This is a genomic window from Streptococcus cristatus, from assembly GCF_008369405.1.
GTDB classification, from domain to species: Bacteria; Bacillota; Bacilli; order Lactobacillales; family Streptococcaceae; genus Streptococcus; species Streptococcus cristatus_G.
Map to the genome: position 1 here is coordinate 190,807 of NZ_VSJJ01000001.1, position 17,904 is coordinate 208,710.

Here is a 17,904-nt window from a genome sequence, read left to right on the forward strand (position 1 = left end):
AAAATGAATAAATCCTATTTCTATCTTGATATGAAAACCCATGAGTTGCTAGTTCCTTACACCAAACAAAAGCGGCGCGTGCGAGTGTTGCTTCCTAAAAACTATGAACAAGATACTGAAAAGACCTATCCTGTCGTTTATTTTCACGATGGCCAAAATGTCCTTTATAGCAAGGAGTCTTTCAGTGGCCATTCTTGGAAAGTGATTCCAACAATCAAGCGTAATCCCGATATTGAAAAAATGATAGTCGTGGCAATTGACAATGATGGACCACGACGGATGGATGAGTATTCTGCTTGGAAGTTCCAAGAGTCCAATATTCCTGGCATGCAATTTGGTGGTAAGGGCACAGAGTACGCTGAGTTCGTCATGGATGTCGTCAAACCTTTTATCGACGAAAACTATCGGACGAAGGCTGACCGCCAGCATACGGCTATGATTGGTTCCTCATTGGGTGGGAATATTACCCAGTTTATAGGCATTGAATATCAGGATCAGGTCGGCTGTCTGGGCGTTTTTTCATCAGCCAACTGGCTCCATCAGGAAGCTTTTGATCGCTATATAGAACGCCAGAAGTTGCACTCTGACCAGCGAGTTTTCATCTATGTCGGAACAGAGGAAGCTGATGATACTGATAAGACCCTCATGGCAGGCAATATCAAACAAGCCTACATTGATTCTTCGCTTAGTTATTACCGTCAGCTGATTGCTGCTGGTGTGGAGCTGGACAATCTCCACATCAAAATCCAGTCAGGAGCGATTCACAATGAAGTGGACTGGGCGGAAAATCTGCCCGACTGTTTCCGCTTTATCAGTGAAAAGTGGTAGGAAAAGAAGCAAAAAGGAGAAAAGAAATGCATGTAGAATTTTTAAGTCATTGGAGCGGTCATTTGAACCGTGAAATGTATGTCAATCGTTACGGTCATGCTGGAATTCCAGTGGTAGTCTTTGCTTCGTCAGGTGGTTCTCACAACGAATATGCTGATTTCGGCATGATTGAAGCCTGCTCTTGGTTCATCGAGACAGGGAAGGTGCAATTTTTCACCTTGAGCAGCGTAGATAGCGAAAGCTGGCTAGCTGACTGGAAACATCCCCATGACCGTGCTGAGATGCACCGTGCTTATGAGCGTTATGTTATTGAAGAAGCGATTCCCTTTATCAAACACAAGACAGGCTGGTTTAACCCAATGATGACGACAGGCTGCTCTATGGGGGCTTATCATGCTGTCAATTTCTTCCTCCAGCATCCAGATGTTTTCAATAAAGTGATTGCCCTCAGTGGTGTCTATGACGCACGCTTCTTTGTTGGTGACAATTTGAACGACGAAGCCATTTATCAAAACTCGCCAGCTGACTATATTTGGAACCAAAATGATGGTTGGTTTATTGACCGCTATCGACAGGCTGATATTATTGTTTGTACTGGTTTAGGCGACTGGGAGCAGGATGGTCTTCCTTCATTCTATACACTGAAAGAAGCCTGCGAGCACAAAAATATTCCAGCCTGGTTTGCTGAATGGGGCCATGATGTGTCTCATGATTGGATTTGGTGGCGCAAGCAGATGCCTTATTTCTTGAGCCAGTTAAATCTCTAAAATGTTAAGTAGAAAGGAAGTCTTACTATGAATTATATTGTTATTTCACCTTATTATCCGGAAAATTTCCAGCAGTTTACGATTGAGCTGGCTAACAAGGGCATTAGAGTGCTTGGTATCGGACAGGAGCCCTATGAGCAGTTAGGTCCAGGCCTCCAGAACGCATTGACCGAGTATTTCCGTGTTGACAATTTGGAAAATCTGGACGAAGTGAAACGTGCGGTAGCCTTCCTTTTCTACAAACATGGACCGATTGACCGCATTGAATCCCACAATGAATACTGGCTGGAGCAAGATGCCCAATTGCGGGAACAATTTAACGTTTTTGGAGCCAAACCGAATGACCTGAAAAAGACCAAGTTCAAGTCTGAAATGAAGAAACTCTTCCAGAAAGCTGGTGTGCCAGTCGTTCCAGGTCAGGTTGTTAAAAAACTATCGGATGTGGATCAAGCTGTCAAAAAAATCGGTCTGCCTCTGATTGCCAAGCCAGATAATGGAGTAGGGGCTGCAGCCACGTTTAAGATTGAAACAGCTGCTGATGTTGAGCATTTCAAAGCTGAGTGGGATCAGGAAACTGTCTATTTCTTTGAAAAATTTGTGACTTCTAGTGAGATTTGTACGTTTGATGGGCTGATTGATTCTGAGGGAAATATAGTCTTTTCAACGACTTTTGACTACGCCTATACCCCGCTAGACCTCATGCTTTATAAAATGGATAATTCTTACTATATCCTCAAGGAGATGGATCCAAAACTTCGTGCTTATGGCGAGGCCATCGTCCAAGCATTTGGCATGAAAGAGCGCTTTTTCCATATCGAGTTCTTCCGTCAAGACGGTGATTATATAGCTATCGAATACAATAATCGTCCAGCAGGTGGCTTTACCATCGATGTTTATAACTATGCTCATTCGATTGATCTCTATCGTGGATACGCGAATATTGTGGTGGGTGAGCCTTTCCCTGAGTCAGACGTAGAGCCATTATTCTGCTTGGCAACGTCTCGTCGCGCAAGCTCGCATTATGCTTATTCAGAGGCGGATTTGCTAGAGAAATATCGGGATAATTTTAAAGTCAAAAAAGACATGCCAGCGGCCTTTGCAGAGTTGCAAGGAGACTATCTCTACATGCTGACCACTCCAAGTCGGGAGCAGATGGAAGAAATGATTGCTGACTTTGGAAAGAAAGCAGAATAGAACCATTCAAAAAATCTAGGAATAATAGTTTGTGAAATTGTTATTTTTGTTTCATCAATCAGCGTATCCATGCGATATGCTGATTTTTTCTTTGTGAAAAAATCTGAGCAAAACTTTTGACAGTGCTTTCAACATTGGTTAGAATAGAAGGGAAATAAATAATGCTTATACCCTGTATCATTCGGAATTATAGGACAATTCGAGCGCGTGGGATATTCATGAAAGCTCAGTACGACTTGGTCAGCTACCAACGATTGTCTTAGTTCACGATTGAACAGTGTTCTAGAAAGGCAAAGAAATGTCAACTTTAGATAAATCTCTCTTATTAGAGATGTTCCGTAAGATGGAAGAGATCCGTCGCATGGACTTGAAAATTGCGCAACTTGTAAAAAAAGGAAAAGTTCCAGGCATGACTCACTTTTCAGTTGGTGAGGAAGCAGCAAACGTTGGTGCAATGTTAGCTTTGAACCCGGATGATTTAATCACTTCTAATCACCGTGGACACGGTCAAGCCATTGCCAAAGGCATTGACCTGAATGGCATGATGGCTGAAATCCTTGGTAAGTATAATGGTACTTGTAAAGGAAAAGGCGGCTCTATGCATATTGCCGACCTGGATGCTGGAAACCTTGGTGCCAATGGTATTGTAGGTGGCGGTATGGGAATCGCTGTCGGAGCAGCTCTGACCCAGCAAATGAAAAAGACAGGCAAAATTGTTGTCTGCTTCTTTGGTGACGGTGCAACCAACGAAGGTGTTTTCCATGAAGCAGTCAACATGGCTTCCATCTGGAATCTACCGGTAATTTTCTATTGTATCAATAACGGCTATGGTATTTCTGCTGACATTAAGAAAATGACTAATGTTGACCATATTCACCAACGTAGTGCAGCCTATGGCATTCCAGGCATGTTCATCGAAGATGGAAACAATGTTCTCGATGTCTATGAAGGCTTCCAAAAGGCTGTCGAGCATGTTCGCAGTGGTAAGGGACCAGTTCTAATCGAGAGTGTGACCTATCGTTGGTTGGGACATTCATCTTCTGACCCTGGTAAATACCGTACTCGTGAAGAAGTAGACGAATGGAAGAAGAAAGATCCAATCGAAAATCTTCGTAAATACCTACTGGAAAACAAGATTGCAAGCGAGGAAGAGCTAGAAGCTATCCAAGCTGGAGTCAAAGAAGCAGTAGAAGCATCTGTCAAGTTTGCAGAAGAAAGCCCATTCCCGCCGCTTGAATCTGCCTTTGAAGATATTTACGCAGACTAAAGAGAGGAGAAAAAGAAAATGGAAACTAAAACTATGTCTTTTCGTGACACCATTATCCTCGCTATGTCTGAGGAAATGCGTCGCGATGAAAATGTACTCTTGATGGGAGAGGATGTCGGGGTCTTTGGTGGAGATTTCGGAACATCCGTTGGTATGCTGGAAGAGTTTGGACCTGAGCGTGTACGTGACTGTCCGATTTCAGAAGCAGCTATTTCTGGAGCAGCAGCAGGAGCAGCCATGACTGGCCTTCGTCCAATCGTCGATATGACCTTCATGGACTTCGCTGTGATTGCCATGGATAATATCGTCAACCAAGCGGCTAAAACTCGCTATATGTTTGGCGGTAAAGGGCAAGTTCCAATGACCATTCGTTGTGCGGCTGGTAATGGAGTTGGCTCTGCGGCTCAGCACTCTCAGTCTTTGGAATCTTGGTTTACCCACATTCCAGGATTGAAGGTAGTAGCACCAGGTACTCCAGCTGATATGAAAGGTCTCCTCAAAGCTTCTATCCGAGACAATAACCCAGTTATTATCTTGGAATATAAGTCTGAATTTAACCAAAAAGGGGAAGTGCCAGTCGATCCTGAGTATGTTATTCCGCTTGGCGTTGGCGAAATCAAAAAAGAAGGTACAGATGTAACAGTTGTTACCTACGGAAAAATGCTGCGCCGTGTCATGCAGGCAGCTGAAGAATTGGCAGAAGAAGGTATCTCTGTAGAAGTCGTTGACCCACGTACATTGGTGCCGCTTGATAAAGACATTATCATTAACTCTGTTAAAAAGACTGGTAAGGTCGTTCTGGTCAATGATGCTCACAAAACCAGCGGTTTTATTGGTGAAATTTCAGCGATTATTGCCGAGTCTGAAGCATTTGACTATCTAGATGCACCAATCCGCCGTTGTGCCGGTGAAGATGTGCCAATGCCTTATGCACAAAACTTGGAAAACGCAATGATTCCGACTGTTGAAAGCATCAAAGACGCTATTCGGAAGACATATCATAAAGAATAAGGTATAATAAAGAAAAGGCTTTCTCATGGATTAGATTACATAGATTATTTTATGTAATCTAATCTTGTGTAGAGGCTCAAAGATGTTAAAACTTTCGTGATGGCTGATAGTCGTTACAAATAGCATTAAAATAACTTGTAGGGTTACGACTGGAAGGAATTAAAGCTACTTTTTCTTTGCAGTCAGTGCCTTTAGTATCATAATTAGAATTGGAGAGGTCATGGCTGATGATAAGCTAAGAGCGACTCCTGCTGCTAGAAAGTTAGCGGATGATTTGGGAATCAACCTCTATGATGTTTCTGGCTCAGGCGCAAACGGTCGTGTCCACAAAGAAGACGTGGAAACTTATAAAGATACAAACGTGGTGCGGATTTCACCACTGGCAAAACGAATTGCCCAAGAACATAATATCGCTTGGCAAGAAATTCAAGGAACTGGCCATCGTGGCAAGATTATGAAAAAAGATGTCCTTGCCTTTCTGCCTGAAAATATTGAGTCGGATACGATTAAGTCTCCTGCTCAAATCGAGAAAGTGGAAGAAGTTCCAGACAACATCACTTCTTACGGTGAAATTGAGCGGATTCCGATGACACCGATGCGGAAGGTCATCGCTCAACGGATGGTAGAATCTTACCTGACGGCACCAACCTTCACTCTCAACTACGATGTCGATATGACAGAAATGCTGGCCTTGCGTAAAAAAGTGCTAGAGCCAATCATGGAAGCTACTGGAAAAAAAGTAACGGTTACAGACCTGCTTTCTCTAGCTGTTGTCAAGACATTGATGAAGCATCCTTACCTCAATTCGACCTTGACAGAGGATGGCAAGACCATTATCACACACAACTATGTGAATTTAGCCATGGCAGTCGGCATGGATAACGGCCTAATGACACCAGTTGTCTACAATGCAGAGAAAATGAGCCTGTCCGAGCTGGTAGTAGCCTTTAAAGACGTTATTGGACGCACTTTGGATGGCAAGTTGGCTCCAAGCGAGCTGCAAAATTCAACCTTCACGATTAGTAACTTGGGAATGTTTGGTGTACAGTCTTTTGGACCAATCATCAACCAACCAAACTCTGCTATTTTGGGTGTCAGCTCAACGGTTGAAAAACCTGTCGTTGTGAATGGAGACATCGTTATCCGTCCAATTATGAGCTTGGGCTTGACCATTGACCACCGTGTAGTTGATGGAATGGCTGGAGCTAAGTTCATGAAGGACTTGAAGGCTCTGATTGAAGACCCAATTTCAATGTTGGTATAAGATTTTCTTTGCTAGTCTGAAAAGCAAAGAAGCGCTCAGCAAATGAAGAACTAATTAGAAAAGGAAATAAAAATGGCTTTAGAAGTAATTATGCCAAAAGCCGGCGTGGATATGACCGAAGGACAAATTGTCCAATGGAATAAAAAAGTCGGTGAATTTGTCAAAGAAGGGGAAATCCTTTTGGAAATCATGACTGACAAGGTCAGCATGGAATTGGAAGCAGAAGAAGATGGCTACCTGATTGCCATTCTCAAGGGTGATGGCGAAACTGTCCCTGTAACGGAAGTTATCGGTTATCTTGGTGAAGAAGGCGAAAATATCCCAACAGCAGGAGCAGCAGCGCCAGCAGCTAGCCCTGCACCAGCAGCAAGTGCCTCAAATGATGATGCTAAGAGCGATGACGCTTACGATATCGTTGTTATCGGTGGTGGTCCTGCTGGATATGTAGCTGCCATCAAAGCGGCTCAACTTGGTGGCAAGATTGCCTTGGTTGAAAAGTCTGAACTCGGCGGAACGTGCTTGAACCGTGGCTGTATTCCAACTAAGACTTATCTCCACAATGCTGAAATTATTGAAAATATTGGTCATGCAGCAAATCGTGGTATTGTCATTGAAAATCCAAACTTCACTGTAGATATGGACAAACTCCTTGAAACCAAGTCTAAAGTTGTCAATACCTTGGTTGGTGGTGTTGCTGGTCTTCTCCGCAGCTACGGCGTAGATGTTCATAAGGGTGTTGGTACCATTACTAAAGACAAGAATGTTTTGGTTAATGGTTCAGAATTGCTTGAAACCAAGAAGATCATCCTTGCTGGTGGTTCAAAAGTCAGCAAGATTAACGTTCCTGGTATGGAATCATCTCTTGTTATGACCAGTGATGATATTCTGGAAATGAACGAAGTGCCAGAAAGCCTCGTTATTATTGGTGGTGGAGTTGTTGGTATTGAGCTCGGCCAAGCCTTCATGACCTTTGGTTCAAAAGTTACGGTTGTTGAAATGATGGATCGTATCGTTCCAGCCATGGATGCGGAAGTTTCTAAGAACCTTCGCCTCATCTTGGAGCGCAAGGGTATGACAATTCTGACTGAAACTAAGTTGGAAGAAATCATCGAAGAAAACGGCAAACTTCGTATCAAGGTTGAAGGAAAAGAAGATATCCTCGCAGATAAAGCTCTGCTTTCTATCGGACGTGTGCCAGATCTAGAAGGTATTGGCGATGTCGAGTTCGAATTGGATCGTGGCCGTATCAAAGTCAACGAGTACATGGAAACTTCTGTTCCAGGTATTTACGCACCAGGTGATATTAACGGTACTAAGATGTTGGCTCATGCAGCTTTCCGTATGGGTGAAGTAGCGGCTGAAAATGCCCTTAAAGGTAACCATGTTGTTGCGAAACTTAACTTGACTCCTGCAGCGATCTACACTCTTCCTGAAGTAGCAGCAGTAGGTCTAACGGAAGAACAAGCTCGTGAGAAATACGATGTTGCCATCGGTAAATTCAACTTCGCAGCCAACGGCCGTGCCATTGCCTCTGATGCAGCTCAAGGTTTCGTTAAAGTCATTGCTGATAAGAAATACGGAGAAATCCTTGGCGTCCACATCATTGGTCCTGCAGCTGCAGAATTGATCAACGAAGCATCAAGCATTATTGAAATGGAAATTACTGTTGAAGAAATGCTTAAGACCATCCACGGACACCCAACTTATTCAGAAGTAATGTATGAAGCGTTTGCGGATGTTCTAGGAATGGCTATCCACTCACCTAAGAAGAAATAAAGGATGTCTCGTCAATGAAATATATCATTAACAACAGCAATGATACTGCCTTTAATATCGCTCTCGAGGAGTATGCTTTTAAGCATCTCCTTGATGAGGATCAAATTTTCCTGCTCTGGATCAATAAGCCATCGATTATTGTCGGGCGCCATCAAAACACGATCCAAGAAATTAACCGCGACTATGTGCGGAAACACGGTATTGAAGTGGTGCGTCGCATTAGCGGTGGCGGAGCAGTTTACCACGACCTTAACAACCTGAACTACACGATTATTTCCAAAGAAGATGAGAATAAAGCCTTTGATTTCAAATCTTTCTCAACGCCTGTAATCAATACCTTGGCTCAGCTTGGCGTAAAGGCTGAATTCACTGGCCGCAATGACTTGGAAATTGATGGCAAAAAATTCTGTGGCAATGCCCAAGCCTACATCAATGGACGTATCATGCACCATGGCTGCTTGCTCTTTGATGTGGATTTGTCAGTCTTGGCCAACGCCCTTAAAGTTTCCAAGGATAAGTTTGAATCCAAGGGGGTTCAATCTGTCCGTGCTCGTGTAACCAATATTGTGGACGAGCTGCCAGAGAAAATCACTGTTGAAGAGTTTAAGAACCTTCTTCTGGGCTATATGAAAAAAGAGTACCCAGAGATGACTGAATACGTCTTTTCAGAGGAAGAATTGGCGGAAATCAATCGTATCAAGGATACTAAATTTGGTACTTGGGACTGGAATTACGGTAAATCACCTGAGTTTAACGTCCGTCGTGGAACAAAATTCCCTAGTGGTAAGGTCGAAGTCTTTGCCAATGTTCTCGAATCAAAAATCCAAGACATCAAGATTTACGGTGACTTCTTTGGTATCGAAGACGTCGCAGCAGTAGAAGATGTCCTTCGCGGTGTTCGATATGAACGTGAGGATGTCCTCAAAGCACTGGAAACAATAGATATTACCCGCTACTTTGCCGGTATCAGTCGTGAAGAAATCGCTGAAGCAGTAGTAGGATAAAATCATAAGAGAGTGGGACAGAAATCGGTAATTCGTTAGAATTCGATGTCGTCGTCCCGCCTCCGCACAGTTGAGTAGGGCTGTAAAAGCTGATGAAATCAGCGTAGTAGAGCCCACTCAACCACTGCGTCTTGCTCGACAATCCAAAGACAATTGAGAGGCTAGGACTTTTGTTCCAGCCTCTTTTTTGAACTCATTTTTACCTATAAATAATTTCTAATATATTGCTTTTATGATATACTATAGATGAATAAAGTCATTTGAAAAGCTTGAAATATCTCTCTTCAATCTCTCTTTAGAAAGTGTGATCTTATGAAACGAGTCTTTATTATCTTTTCTAATCTTTTTATCACCAGCTTTCTTCTTTGGATTGCCTTTATTTCGCCAAATACGCTTATCCACCGAAGTCTCCCTGTGGTAGGAGTTCTTAAACAAGAAAGAAATATCACCAATGAGGAGCTTTCGGCCAACTTAGATCAGTTAGCAAGGGAAAGCAATAGTGTAATCGCTCGCCAGATTCAACAAACAGATTCGCAAGGTCAGATCAAGTTCTCCTATGATATCTACGGAGAGGGAGAGCTTCCAAAGGGCATCAAAAAAGCAGATAAAGAAGTTGCTTCTAAGAAAAGCTTACTTACCAATTACTATATACTCTCAGGGAAGTTACCACTCGAAAAGTTGGATCAAAAACTACACGAACTTGCTTTCTCAAAGACTTTCATGAATAAGCCTAATCTCTTGCAGAATTTTATGGCATTTTTTGGTTCCGGTTCCCAATCCTTAGCCTTGGTTATTTTTATTCTTAGCTTTAGTGCATTGGCCATTATTCAAAAAACACTTGAATTGAGGAGTGCAGGGATTCGTTACATTGCAGGGATGAGACGGTACCAACTCTTTGGACGTTCTCTCATGGAAGACAGCAGAGAGCTGCTTTTAGGATGTATTGGAGCCAGTGCCTTAGGATCCATTTTGATTTATTGTTTACAATTAACCCCCTTTGCCTATTCCTTCATCATTTCGAGTAGTATCATTTACAATATGCTCTTACTCATCGTATCAGCTCTCCTGTCCTTTATCTTTGCTTTCAGCATCCAGACTGTGCACTTGGTTAGCCTTTTAAAAGGGAAAATTCCAGTAAAAAGGATTTTAGTTTTTCTATTTACCTGTCAATTTCTCGCTGTTGCTCTCATTGGCCTTGCTATCCATCGAGTCAGTATCTATGGTTCTGTCTGGCAGACTTACCAAGAGGGGAAAGTGGCTTGGTCTAAAGAGACGAATTGGGTTCAAATTGGTGTAAATCGGGAGGATTTTTCACAGAGTACAAACAAAGAGACGCAAATTGAGAACAGAGCCAAATGGTCTAAGCTCATCGAGTCTGGCATCGAAAAAGGTGGTCTCTTGGTCTATCATCAGCTCGCATCTTTTGATTCAAAAGGCTTCATGAATGATCCTAGAACAGGGAGAGATCTTTCGATCACGGATTACGATCCTCTTGCCAATACCCTTTATATCACTCCAAATTACCTTGATATCCAAAGGATCTCAGTTTCCCCTGAGGAAAAAGAGCGCTTGAATCACTTACAAGCTGGAGAATTTGGACTCTTGCTCCCTGAAAAATTGAAGGGTCAAGAAGAGGAGTTGAGAAAACGCTATGAAGATTATCTGACTCCTAGAGATGATCAAGGAAAGAGCCAGTTGCCTATGAAAGCACGGGTGACCTATCTTCCTAACAACAAAAAACGCTTTATCTATAATAATACACCGATGAACTATCAGCAATTTCTGACAGATCCGATTTTGGTTGTTGTTCGACCTAAAAGTTTTGGTGGCTACGACAATCCTTATTTCTCTCATCTCAATTCTTATCTGTATTTTGATGGACTTGAAAAAAGCAAGAAGCTAGTAGCTGAGAATGGGCTTGAAAAAAACGTGAGTCAATATGACTATGCAGCAGCTGTCTATCAGCAGATGATGCAATCCATTCAATTAGAGAACCTCATGACCATTGCTGGAGGTGTATTCGGAATGGCGACCTCCATTCTACTCTTTAATACCATGAATTTCCTCTATTTTGAAGAGTTTAGAAGACCGATCTTTCTGAAGAAAATTGCGGGTATGGACTTTTTGAAAATTCACAAAAGTATGCTCGTATCAGAGATTACCATGCTGCTATTAGGTAGTGTCCTGATTTTCTTTCTCACACAGGAATGGTGGATCGCTCTCGTCACGCTTTTATTATTTGCGACCAATGCATGGCTGATTCTCCTTTACCGCTCGCATAAAGAGGAGCATTTCTTGCCCATTATTCTGAAAGGAGCCTAATATGATAAAAATAGAACGCCTGGCAAAATCATTTGGAGAACGGACTGTTTTTCAGGATATCAATCTGCAATTTGCAGCAGGAAAAGTCTATGCCCTAATCGGAAATAGCGGTTGTGGCAAAACAACCCTGCTCAATATTCTGGCTAAGCTAGAACCTTATGATAAGGGAAGCATCAGCTACCGAGGGCAAGAGCTTAAGAAAATCAAATCTCATCACTTTTTCAAAAATGAATTAGGCTATCTCTTTCAAAATTTTGGTCTTCTTGAAAACGAGACCGTAGCGGCCAATTTAGAACTTGGATTGATTGGTCAAAAATTGACTAAACAAGAGAAGAAACAACGAGAAGAAGAAGTCTTAGAAAAGGTGGGATTGAATTATCTCACTCTCGATCAAAAAATCTACGAATTATCAGGTGGAGAAGCGCAACGTGTCGCCTTGGCCAAAGTCATCCTCAAGGATCCTCCTTTGATTTTGGCAGATGAACTGACTGCAGCACTTGATCCAGAAACTTCACAAGAAATTATGAACTTGCTTTTATCATTGAAAAAGCCCGACCGCTTGATGATTATTGCAACACATAACCCAGCGATTTGGGAAAAAGCCGATGAAGTGATTCGGTTAAATACTATTTAATTCAAGTAAAAATGCTCTATGATTAAAAATTGTAGAGTATTTTCTATGTGTGGCATAATTTTAATTATGTAAATCAAAGCTTATCTAGAGCATTCTTTTGTTCATCATTGACGATATGGGTATAGAGGTCAGTGACTTGTGTACTGGCGTGACCTAGCTGATGGCTGACGAGAACTTGAGATTTGGTTGCATCATACAAACGTGTAGCAAGTGTATGGCGGAGTTTGTGAGGTGTCACCCGCACCTTGAAGTCCTCAGAATACTTAGCCACCATTTTTTCGACACTGGAAGCATCGATACGGTTGGGAACACCTCGGTAGAGTGTCAAAAAGAGTGCTATATCCGTTTTTTCCGTCTTATAACGTTGATTTCGAATGGCTAGATAATTCTCTAAATAGAGTTTGGCAAAAGCAGCAACATTGACTGAGTCACGTTTGCCACCTTTCCTTGTCACCTCAATAACCATCATCTTGAGATTGATATCTTTCAGATCCAGATTAACAGCTTCAGATAGACGCACACCAGAGGCCAGCAGCAAGGCAATGATCGCTAAATCTCGTTCCTTGTTTTTGTTGAAAGAGGATAAAGCGCGATTAGAGAGCTTCTTAGGGTACTCCGTATCGATATATTGGAGAAATTCCTCGGTTTCATCTCCTAAAAAGAGCTTCTGTTTGATGTTCTCTGCACGAGCAGCCAGAGTTTCCTTTTTCTTCTTGGTAGCGACTTTCTTCATCACATTTCGATAGAAGTAGGGCTCCCCCTGTTCGTTTTCAACTTCCTCGGTCAAATATTTGTAGAGGCTAGACAAAGCCGAAAGAGTTCGATTGATGGTTGTCTGGGAAACACCGTTTTGGGTTGTATTGGCATTGAGAAGCGGCCTCTCTCGCAAATAAAGAATGAAAGCTTCCATGTCTTTTTTGGTCATATTTTCCAATACCGAGAGAGGAATCTCAGCAATCTTTGAAGCGTCAGATATACCAGAGTCTAAAACCCAGCGAAAAAATCGATCGTATTCCTTGAGGTATTCATATAAGGTTGTAAAACTATAAGGCACTGCCAGTTTGGATTGGTAGTATTCTAGAACGTACCAGGGCATAGTGGCCTTGAGTTTATCAATTCTTTCTAATAACAGTTCACGTCTCATCATATCTCTCCGTTTTTTCTATAACAGTAGTATAGCATATCTAGATGTATTTTTCAAGAAAATTATAGTTTTTCGGAAAGATGTTGGAGGGGAGGTATATGACCTAACTTCACTACAAAACAGATAATAAAAACAAGACAGAATTGAGAAACTAAACTCTATCTTGTTTCACCAAAAACTTATTCTTCTAATTCGATTTTTGAAAATAATCCAGTTGCCATTTTTGTGTTGCACGAGCTGTTTTATTTAAATTTGTGCACCAGGACGGATAAAAACGCATAGCCATCTTTCCTTTACAATCCTTTGTAGAAAGAATTTTTTTACTGGTAGCCACCTCTTTGGGAATTATAAATAAACCGCAATGACAGTCGTCGATGACGACAATATCCAGTTCATCACCTAAGTCTCTATCAGTATAAGGAATATTCTTGTTGTCGTGGTCTTTTTTCCAAAATACTGTAAAGTATCCTTCTTTTTTGGGTGTTTTCCTTGCCAAACGGCATCTTTTATATTTGTGATCAACCTTTGGCTTAATTAAAATGCTTTCATAGTCTTCGTTCCATTTTTCATTTATCAGATCAAAATCACCATAATACCTATGAAGAATCTCTACCATTTTCATTGTTTTATTGTCTTTCTAATTTTTACTGAAATTAAATTATGTAAAATAATTATTGAAATAAAAACCCTTTAATCAAATCAACTACCTGTTCATTTTGTGGTAGAGATGAATGATGAGCAACCTTGCCTGTGATGACGACTTCTCTATACGAAGCAATCTTTTCTTTGTAAATCAAACTCCCAGCCTCTACACTGCTTTTATGGACAATTCCGTCACCATCTCGGAAAAATATTCCTAAAATCGACAAATGCTGCAGCTTCTTAGGCAGTTTTCCTTGGTTGGCTACAAAATCATCTAACATCGGAACTCGATCACTGACTTCTTTTTTATTCAAATTATAAGGACTGCCAATAGTCAGGAGCTTTTCCATCTCCAATCCAGAATGGTTTGCTAGGAATTGCTGCAGGAATACTGTATAAACCAGTCCGCCATTAGAATGCCCCAAGCCTTTAAACCTGGTAAAAGAGTACTTCTCTCGCAAAACAGTTATGGCAGCATTAAACATAGCAGCCTGCTTCTTGATATTTTTGTAACCATCGCGATTATTTTGAAAACCAATCACAAAAATGGGGTTTCTGTCCTTTCTCTTCAAATGCCCACGATAAGTCATTCGACCGTCATTCCAGACCTTGATACGAATCAGACTATGGTGAGGATGCTGGCCGTGATTGAGTTTTCTAACCATTTTGTTAAAACGATTCTCCGTTGCTGAACTGCCGGGAATCATAATAATTGGTTCTATGTCAACTTTACTCAAGGGTAGATGGATGATGGGATGGGAAGGGAGTTTGTTTTGTATTTTGGTGTAAAGCTGAATCAGGTACTTAATAAACTTTTTCATTTCTTTTTTCCTAAGTGTACAAAACAAGTTACATAAAATAAATTATGTAACTTGTCTGCGATTACTTCCGTTTTTTCTTGTTCTTCTTCATTTGCTTGGCCATTTTATTCATGCTGCGGCGCATGAGAAATTCTCCAGCTTTCCCTTTGAGGCCACCGCCAAAAAGTTGGCTCATATCTGGCATGCCTGCTCCGCCTAGGGCAGATAAATCCGGCATACCCCCTTGGCCCATCATGCCTTCTAAAGCTGACATATCTGGCATGCTGCTCGGCATATTTTTAGGCAGATTGTTAGGATTGAATCCCATCTGTTTCATCATTTTGTTCATATCTCCAGATAGGACACCCTGCATCATCTGTTTGGCTTGGTTAAAGTCCTTGATAAACTTATTGACTTCGACAAAGCTATTACCAGAACCAGCTGCAATCCGACGACGACGACTTGGGTTAAGCAGGTCTGGATTTTCCCGTTCGGCTGGTGTCATAGAGGATACGATGGCACGTTTACGGGCAATTTCTTTTTCATCTACTTTGATATTTTTCAGAGCAGGATTATTGGCCATACCTGGCAGCATCTTGAGCAGGTCTTCCATAGGTCCCATGTTCTGCACTTGGTCCAGCTGGTCGATGAAATCGTTGAAATCAAAGGTATTTTCCCGCATTTTTTCAGCCATTTCAAGCGATTTTTTCTCATCGTACTCTTGAGCGGCCTTTTCAATCAGGGTCAGCATATCCCCCATACCGAGGATACGGCCAGACATACGGTCTGGGTGGAAGGTTTCGATATCGGTAATCTTTTCACCAGTACCAGTAAACTTGATTGGCTTGCCAGTGATCTGACGGACTGACAGAGCTGCACCACCACGAGTATCCCCATCAATCTTGGTCAGGATAACCCCGGTTACTTCGAGTTGATTGTTAAATTCACGGGCTACGTTTGCTGCTTCCTGACCGATCATAGCATCGACTACCAGCAGAATTTCATTTGGCTGTGCTAATGCCTTGACATCAGCTAGCTCCTGCATGAGCTTTTCATCAATTTGTAGGCGACCAGCCGTATCAATCAAGACATAGTCGTTGTGATTAGCCTTGGCTTGCTCCAAACCTTGACGGACAATCTCTACTGCTGGAAACTCGGTACCCAAGGCAAAGACTGGCACATCAATCTGTTGCCCCAGTGTTTTCAGCTGATCAATAGCCGCTGGACGGTAGATATCCGCCGCAATCATCAGAGGACGAGCATTTTCTTCTTTCTTGAGTTTATTGGCCAATTTACCCGCAAAGGTCGTTTTACCAGCCCCCTGCAAACCGACCATCATGATAACAGTCGGAATCTTTGGTGACTTGATAATCTCGGCAGTATCAGAACCCAGAATGGCTGTTAGCTCTTCGTCTACGATTTTGATGATCTGTTGAGCTGGATTGAGCGTGTCAATAACTTCGTGTCCGATAGCTCGCTCACGAATCTTTTTAATAAAGTCTTTGACAACAGGTAGGGCAACGTCAGCCTCCAAGAGAGCAAGACGAATCTCCTTGGTCGCTTCCTGGATATCACTCTCAGAAATTTTCCCCTTTCTGCGTAGGTTTTTAAAGACGTTCTGCAAGCGTTCAGTTAAATTTTCAAAAGCCATAAATATTTCTCCTCTTAATTATCAAATGATGGAAATGAGTCTGGGACAAAAGTCCTAGCCTCTCAATTATCTTTGGATTGTCGAGCAAGACGCAGTGGTTGAGTGGGCTCTACTACGCTGATTTCATCAACTTTTACAGCCCTACTCAACTGTACGGAGGTGGGACGACGAAATCGAATTCTAATGAATTTCCGATTTCTGTCCCACTCTCGTTTTATTCTCGGTTATCAATGCTGGACAAAACTGCAAGCTGCTCCTGCAAATAGGGATCATCGGGGTATTTCTCCATAATCTGATCGAAAATCTGACTTCGGACGATATAGTCAGAATACATATGCAGCTTCATTTCATAGTCTTCCAGAATTTTCTCTGTCCGCTTGATATTGTCATAGACAGCTTGGCGGCTCACGTTAAACTCCTCGGCAATCTCAGCAAGGCTGTAGTCGTCTGCGTAGTAGAGCTCAATATAGTTCATCTGCTTGTCAGTCAGCAAAGCCGCGTAAAACTCAAACAGAGCATTCATTCGATTTGTTTTTTCAATTTCCATAAGGAATATTATACCAAATAATCCCTTTAAACTCCACTCTTTCGGTATATTTGAAAATGGAGAATTATAAAAAAACTGCCGACTGGCAGTTTTATGCAACGTAATTTAAATTATGTAATCAATTGTTTTCTAAATAAAACTCAAAGCGTTCGCCGACATATTGACTTTTTACATACTCGAAAGCTGTTCCATCATCAAAATAAGAAACCTGTGTTAGGCCTAAAATAGCGTGACCACGGGGAATTCCTAGGTATTTAGCGATTTTTTCCTTGGCCAAACGGGCGTAAATAGTCTGTTGGGACTTGCCAATTTTATAGCCGTGCTCTTGTAGAGTTTGAAAGAAATGACTAGTCACTTCTTCTTTTTTGAAATTCTTTATATATTTCTCTGGAATCGAGGCAACTTCATAGACAACTGGGATATCATCAGCATAGCGAACCCGTTCCATACGGATGATATTCTCTGTCTTATGGATGCCCAGCTTTTCGACTTCTCGCTCGCTTGGCAGCGTCCGACGGTAGGAAATTAGCTGGCTGGACGGTATTTTTCCTTGAGACTTCATAATTTCTGTAAAACTAGTTGTTCCACGCATTTTTTCCTGAACGCGTGTGCTAGCGACATAAGTCCCGCTGCCGACTCGACGCTCTAGAACCCCTTCCTCCACCAGAAGCGTGATAGCTTGGCGCAGGGTCATTCTGCTGACCTCGAAAGTTTCAGCAAGATCACGTTCGCTTGGCAAACGCTCGCCAATCTCCCAAATCCCCTCGTCAATATCTTTTTTTATTTGATCATGTATTTTCACATAAGCAGGTAACATCAATAGCCCTCTTTTCTGATTTTAAGCAGCTTTTTATACATTTATTGTATTATCAATTAGTTTAAAAGTCAAACTAAATATCAATCAATGTAGGGAAATCCTATTTTATTATCAATTCTTAGAGCAAATGTCCTTACTTTCAGTTATTTTTACTTGCAGCTAGTCTTATTACCTTGGAAAAATTCGATTTTTGTGATAAAATGAGGGGAAAAGATTACTTCTTTTAAGAAAGGGAA

General features: G+C 41.8%; 15 protein-coding genes and 1 pseudogene. 10 read left to right on the forward strand and 6 right to left on the reverse strand.

From position 1 onward, the window contains the following. Positions 1 to 3: 3 nt before the first annotated feature. The 10 genes from FXF62_RS01065 (at position 4) to FXF62_RS01115 (ending at position 12,067) form a co-directional block, all read left to right on the forward strand. Positions 4 to 828: an alpha/beta hydrolase gene (locus FXF62_RS01065; RefSeq protein WP_149517317.1), complete on the forward strand. Its 825-nt coding sequence runs from the start codon at positions 4 to 6 to the stop codon at positions 826 to 828. 26 nt (positions 829 to 854) lie between these two features. After that, complete coding sequence (locus tag FXF62_RS01070) at positions 855 to 1,595, forward strand: esterase family protein (RefSeq protein WP_148888979.1); 741 nt, start codon at positions 855 to 857, stop codon at positions 1,593 to 1,595. Positions 1,596 to 1,622: 27 nt separating this feature from the next. Further along, on the forward strand, positions 1,623 to 2,789 hold the full coding sequence (locus FXF62_RS01075) for an ATP-grasp domain-containing protein (protein ID WP_149517318.1): 1,167 nt from the start codon (positions 1,623 to 1,625) through the stop codon (positions 2,787 to 2,789). Positions 2,790 to 3,087: 298 nt separating this feature from the next. Then, positions 3,088 to 4,056, forward strand: a complete 969-nt coding sequence (locus FXF62_RS01080) for a thiamine pyrophosphate-dependent dehydrogenase E1 component subunit alpha (RefSeq protein WP_015604963.1) — start codon at positions 3,088 to 3,090, stop codon at positions 4,054 to 4,056. 18 nt (positions 4,057 to 4,074) lie between these two features. Further along, complete coding sequence (locus FXF62_RS01085) at positions 4,075 to 5,067, forward strand: alpha-ketoacid dehydrogenase subunit beta (protein WP_149517319.1); 993 nt, start codon at positions 4,075 to 4,077, stop codon at positions 5,065 to 5,067. 220 nt (positions 5,068 to 5,287) lie between these two features. Continuing rightward, positions 5,288 to 6,331, forward strand: a complete 1,044-nt coding sequence (locus FXF62_RS01090) for a dihydrolipoamide acetyltransferase (RefSeq protein ID WP_149517320.1) — start codon at positions 5,288 to 5,290, stop codon at positions 6,329 to 6,331. A 72-nt stretch (positions 6,332 to 6,403) separates the two neighbouring features. After that, on the forward strand, positions 6,404 to 8,107 hold the full coding sequence (gene lpdA, locus FXF62_RS01095; protein WP_149517321.1) for a dihydrolipoyl dehydrogenase: 1,704 nt from the start codon (positions 6,404 to 6,406) through the stop codon (positions 8,105 to 8,107). A 14-nt stretch (positions 8,108 to 8,121) separates the two neighbouring features. Next, positions 8,122 to 9,111: a lipoate--protein ligase gene (locus FXF62_RS01100; protein WP_149517322.1), complete on the forward strand. Its 990-nt coding sequence runs from the start codon at positions 8,122 to 8,124 to the stop codon at positions 9,109 to 9,111. A gap of 312 nt (positions 9,112 to 9,423) precedes the next feature. Next, on the forward strand, positions 9,424 to 11,433 hold the full coding sequence (locus FXF62_RS01110) for a DUF1430 domain-containing protein (RefSeq protein ID WP_149517323.1): 2,010 nt from the start codon (positions 9,424 to 9,426) through the stop codon (positions 11,431 to 11,433). A gap of 1 nt (position 11,434) precedes the next feature. Then, the gene (locus tag FXF62_RS01115; RefSeq protein WP_149517324.1) at positions 11,435 to 12,067 is read left to right on the forward strand and encodes an ABC transporter ATP-binding protein; all 633 of its coding nucleotides are present in this window, start codon (positions 11,435 to 11,437) and stop codon (positions 12,065 to 12,067) included. Between the two features lie 73 nt (positions 12,068 to 12,140). Here the strand turns inward: FXF62_RS01115 and xerS are convergent, their stop codons facing one another. The 6 genes and pseudogenes from xerS to FXF62_RS01145 all read right to left on the reverse strand — a co-directional run bounded on the left by xerS (position 12,141) and on the right by FXF62_RS01145 (position 17,668). Further along, on the reverse strand, positions 12,141 to 13,211 hold the full coding sequence (gene xerS, locus FXF62_RS01120; RefSeq protein ID WP_149517567.1) for a tyrosine recombinase XerS: 1,071 nt from the start codon (positions 13,209 to 13,211) through the stop codon (positions 12,141 to 12,143). Positions 13,212 to 13,390: 179 nt separating this feature from the next. After that, positions 13,391 to 13,833, reverse strand: a pseudogene (locus tag FXF62_RS01125) (MepB family protein). A gap of 49 nt (positions 13,834 to 13,882) precedes the next feature. Next, entirely contained in the window at positions 13,883 to 14,674 is a 792-nt protein-coding gene (locus tag FXF62_RS01130; RefSeq protein WP_149517326.1) for an alpha/beta hydrolase, read from the reverse strand. A 61-nt stretch (positions 14,675 to 14,735) separates the two neighbouring features. After that, complete coding sequence (gene ffh, locus FXF62_RS01135; RefSeq protein WP_149517327.1) at positions 14,736 to 16,304, reverse strand: signal recognition particle protein; 1,569 nt, start codon at positions 16,302 to 16,304, stop codon at positions 14,736 to 14,738. 214 nt (positions 16,305 to 16,518) lie between these two features. Further along, entirely contained in the window at positions 16,519 to 16,851 is a 333-nt protein-coding gene (locus tag FXF62_RS01140) for a putative DNA-binding protein (protein WP_005590307.1), read from the reverse strand. Positions 16,852 to 16,969: 118 nt separating this feature from the next. Next, positions 16,970 to 17,668 carry a GntR family transcriptional regulator gene (locus FXF62_RS01145; RefSeq protein WP_149517328.1) on the reverse strand — a complete coding sequence of 233 codons (699 nt, stop codon included), beginning with the start codon at positions 17,666 to 17,668 and terminating at the stop codon, positions 16,970 to 16,972. Positions 17,669 to 17,904: the final 236 nt, after the last annotated feature.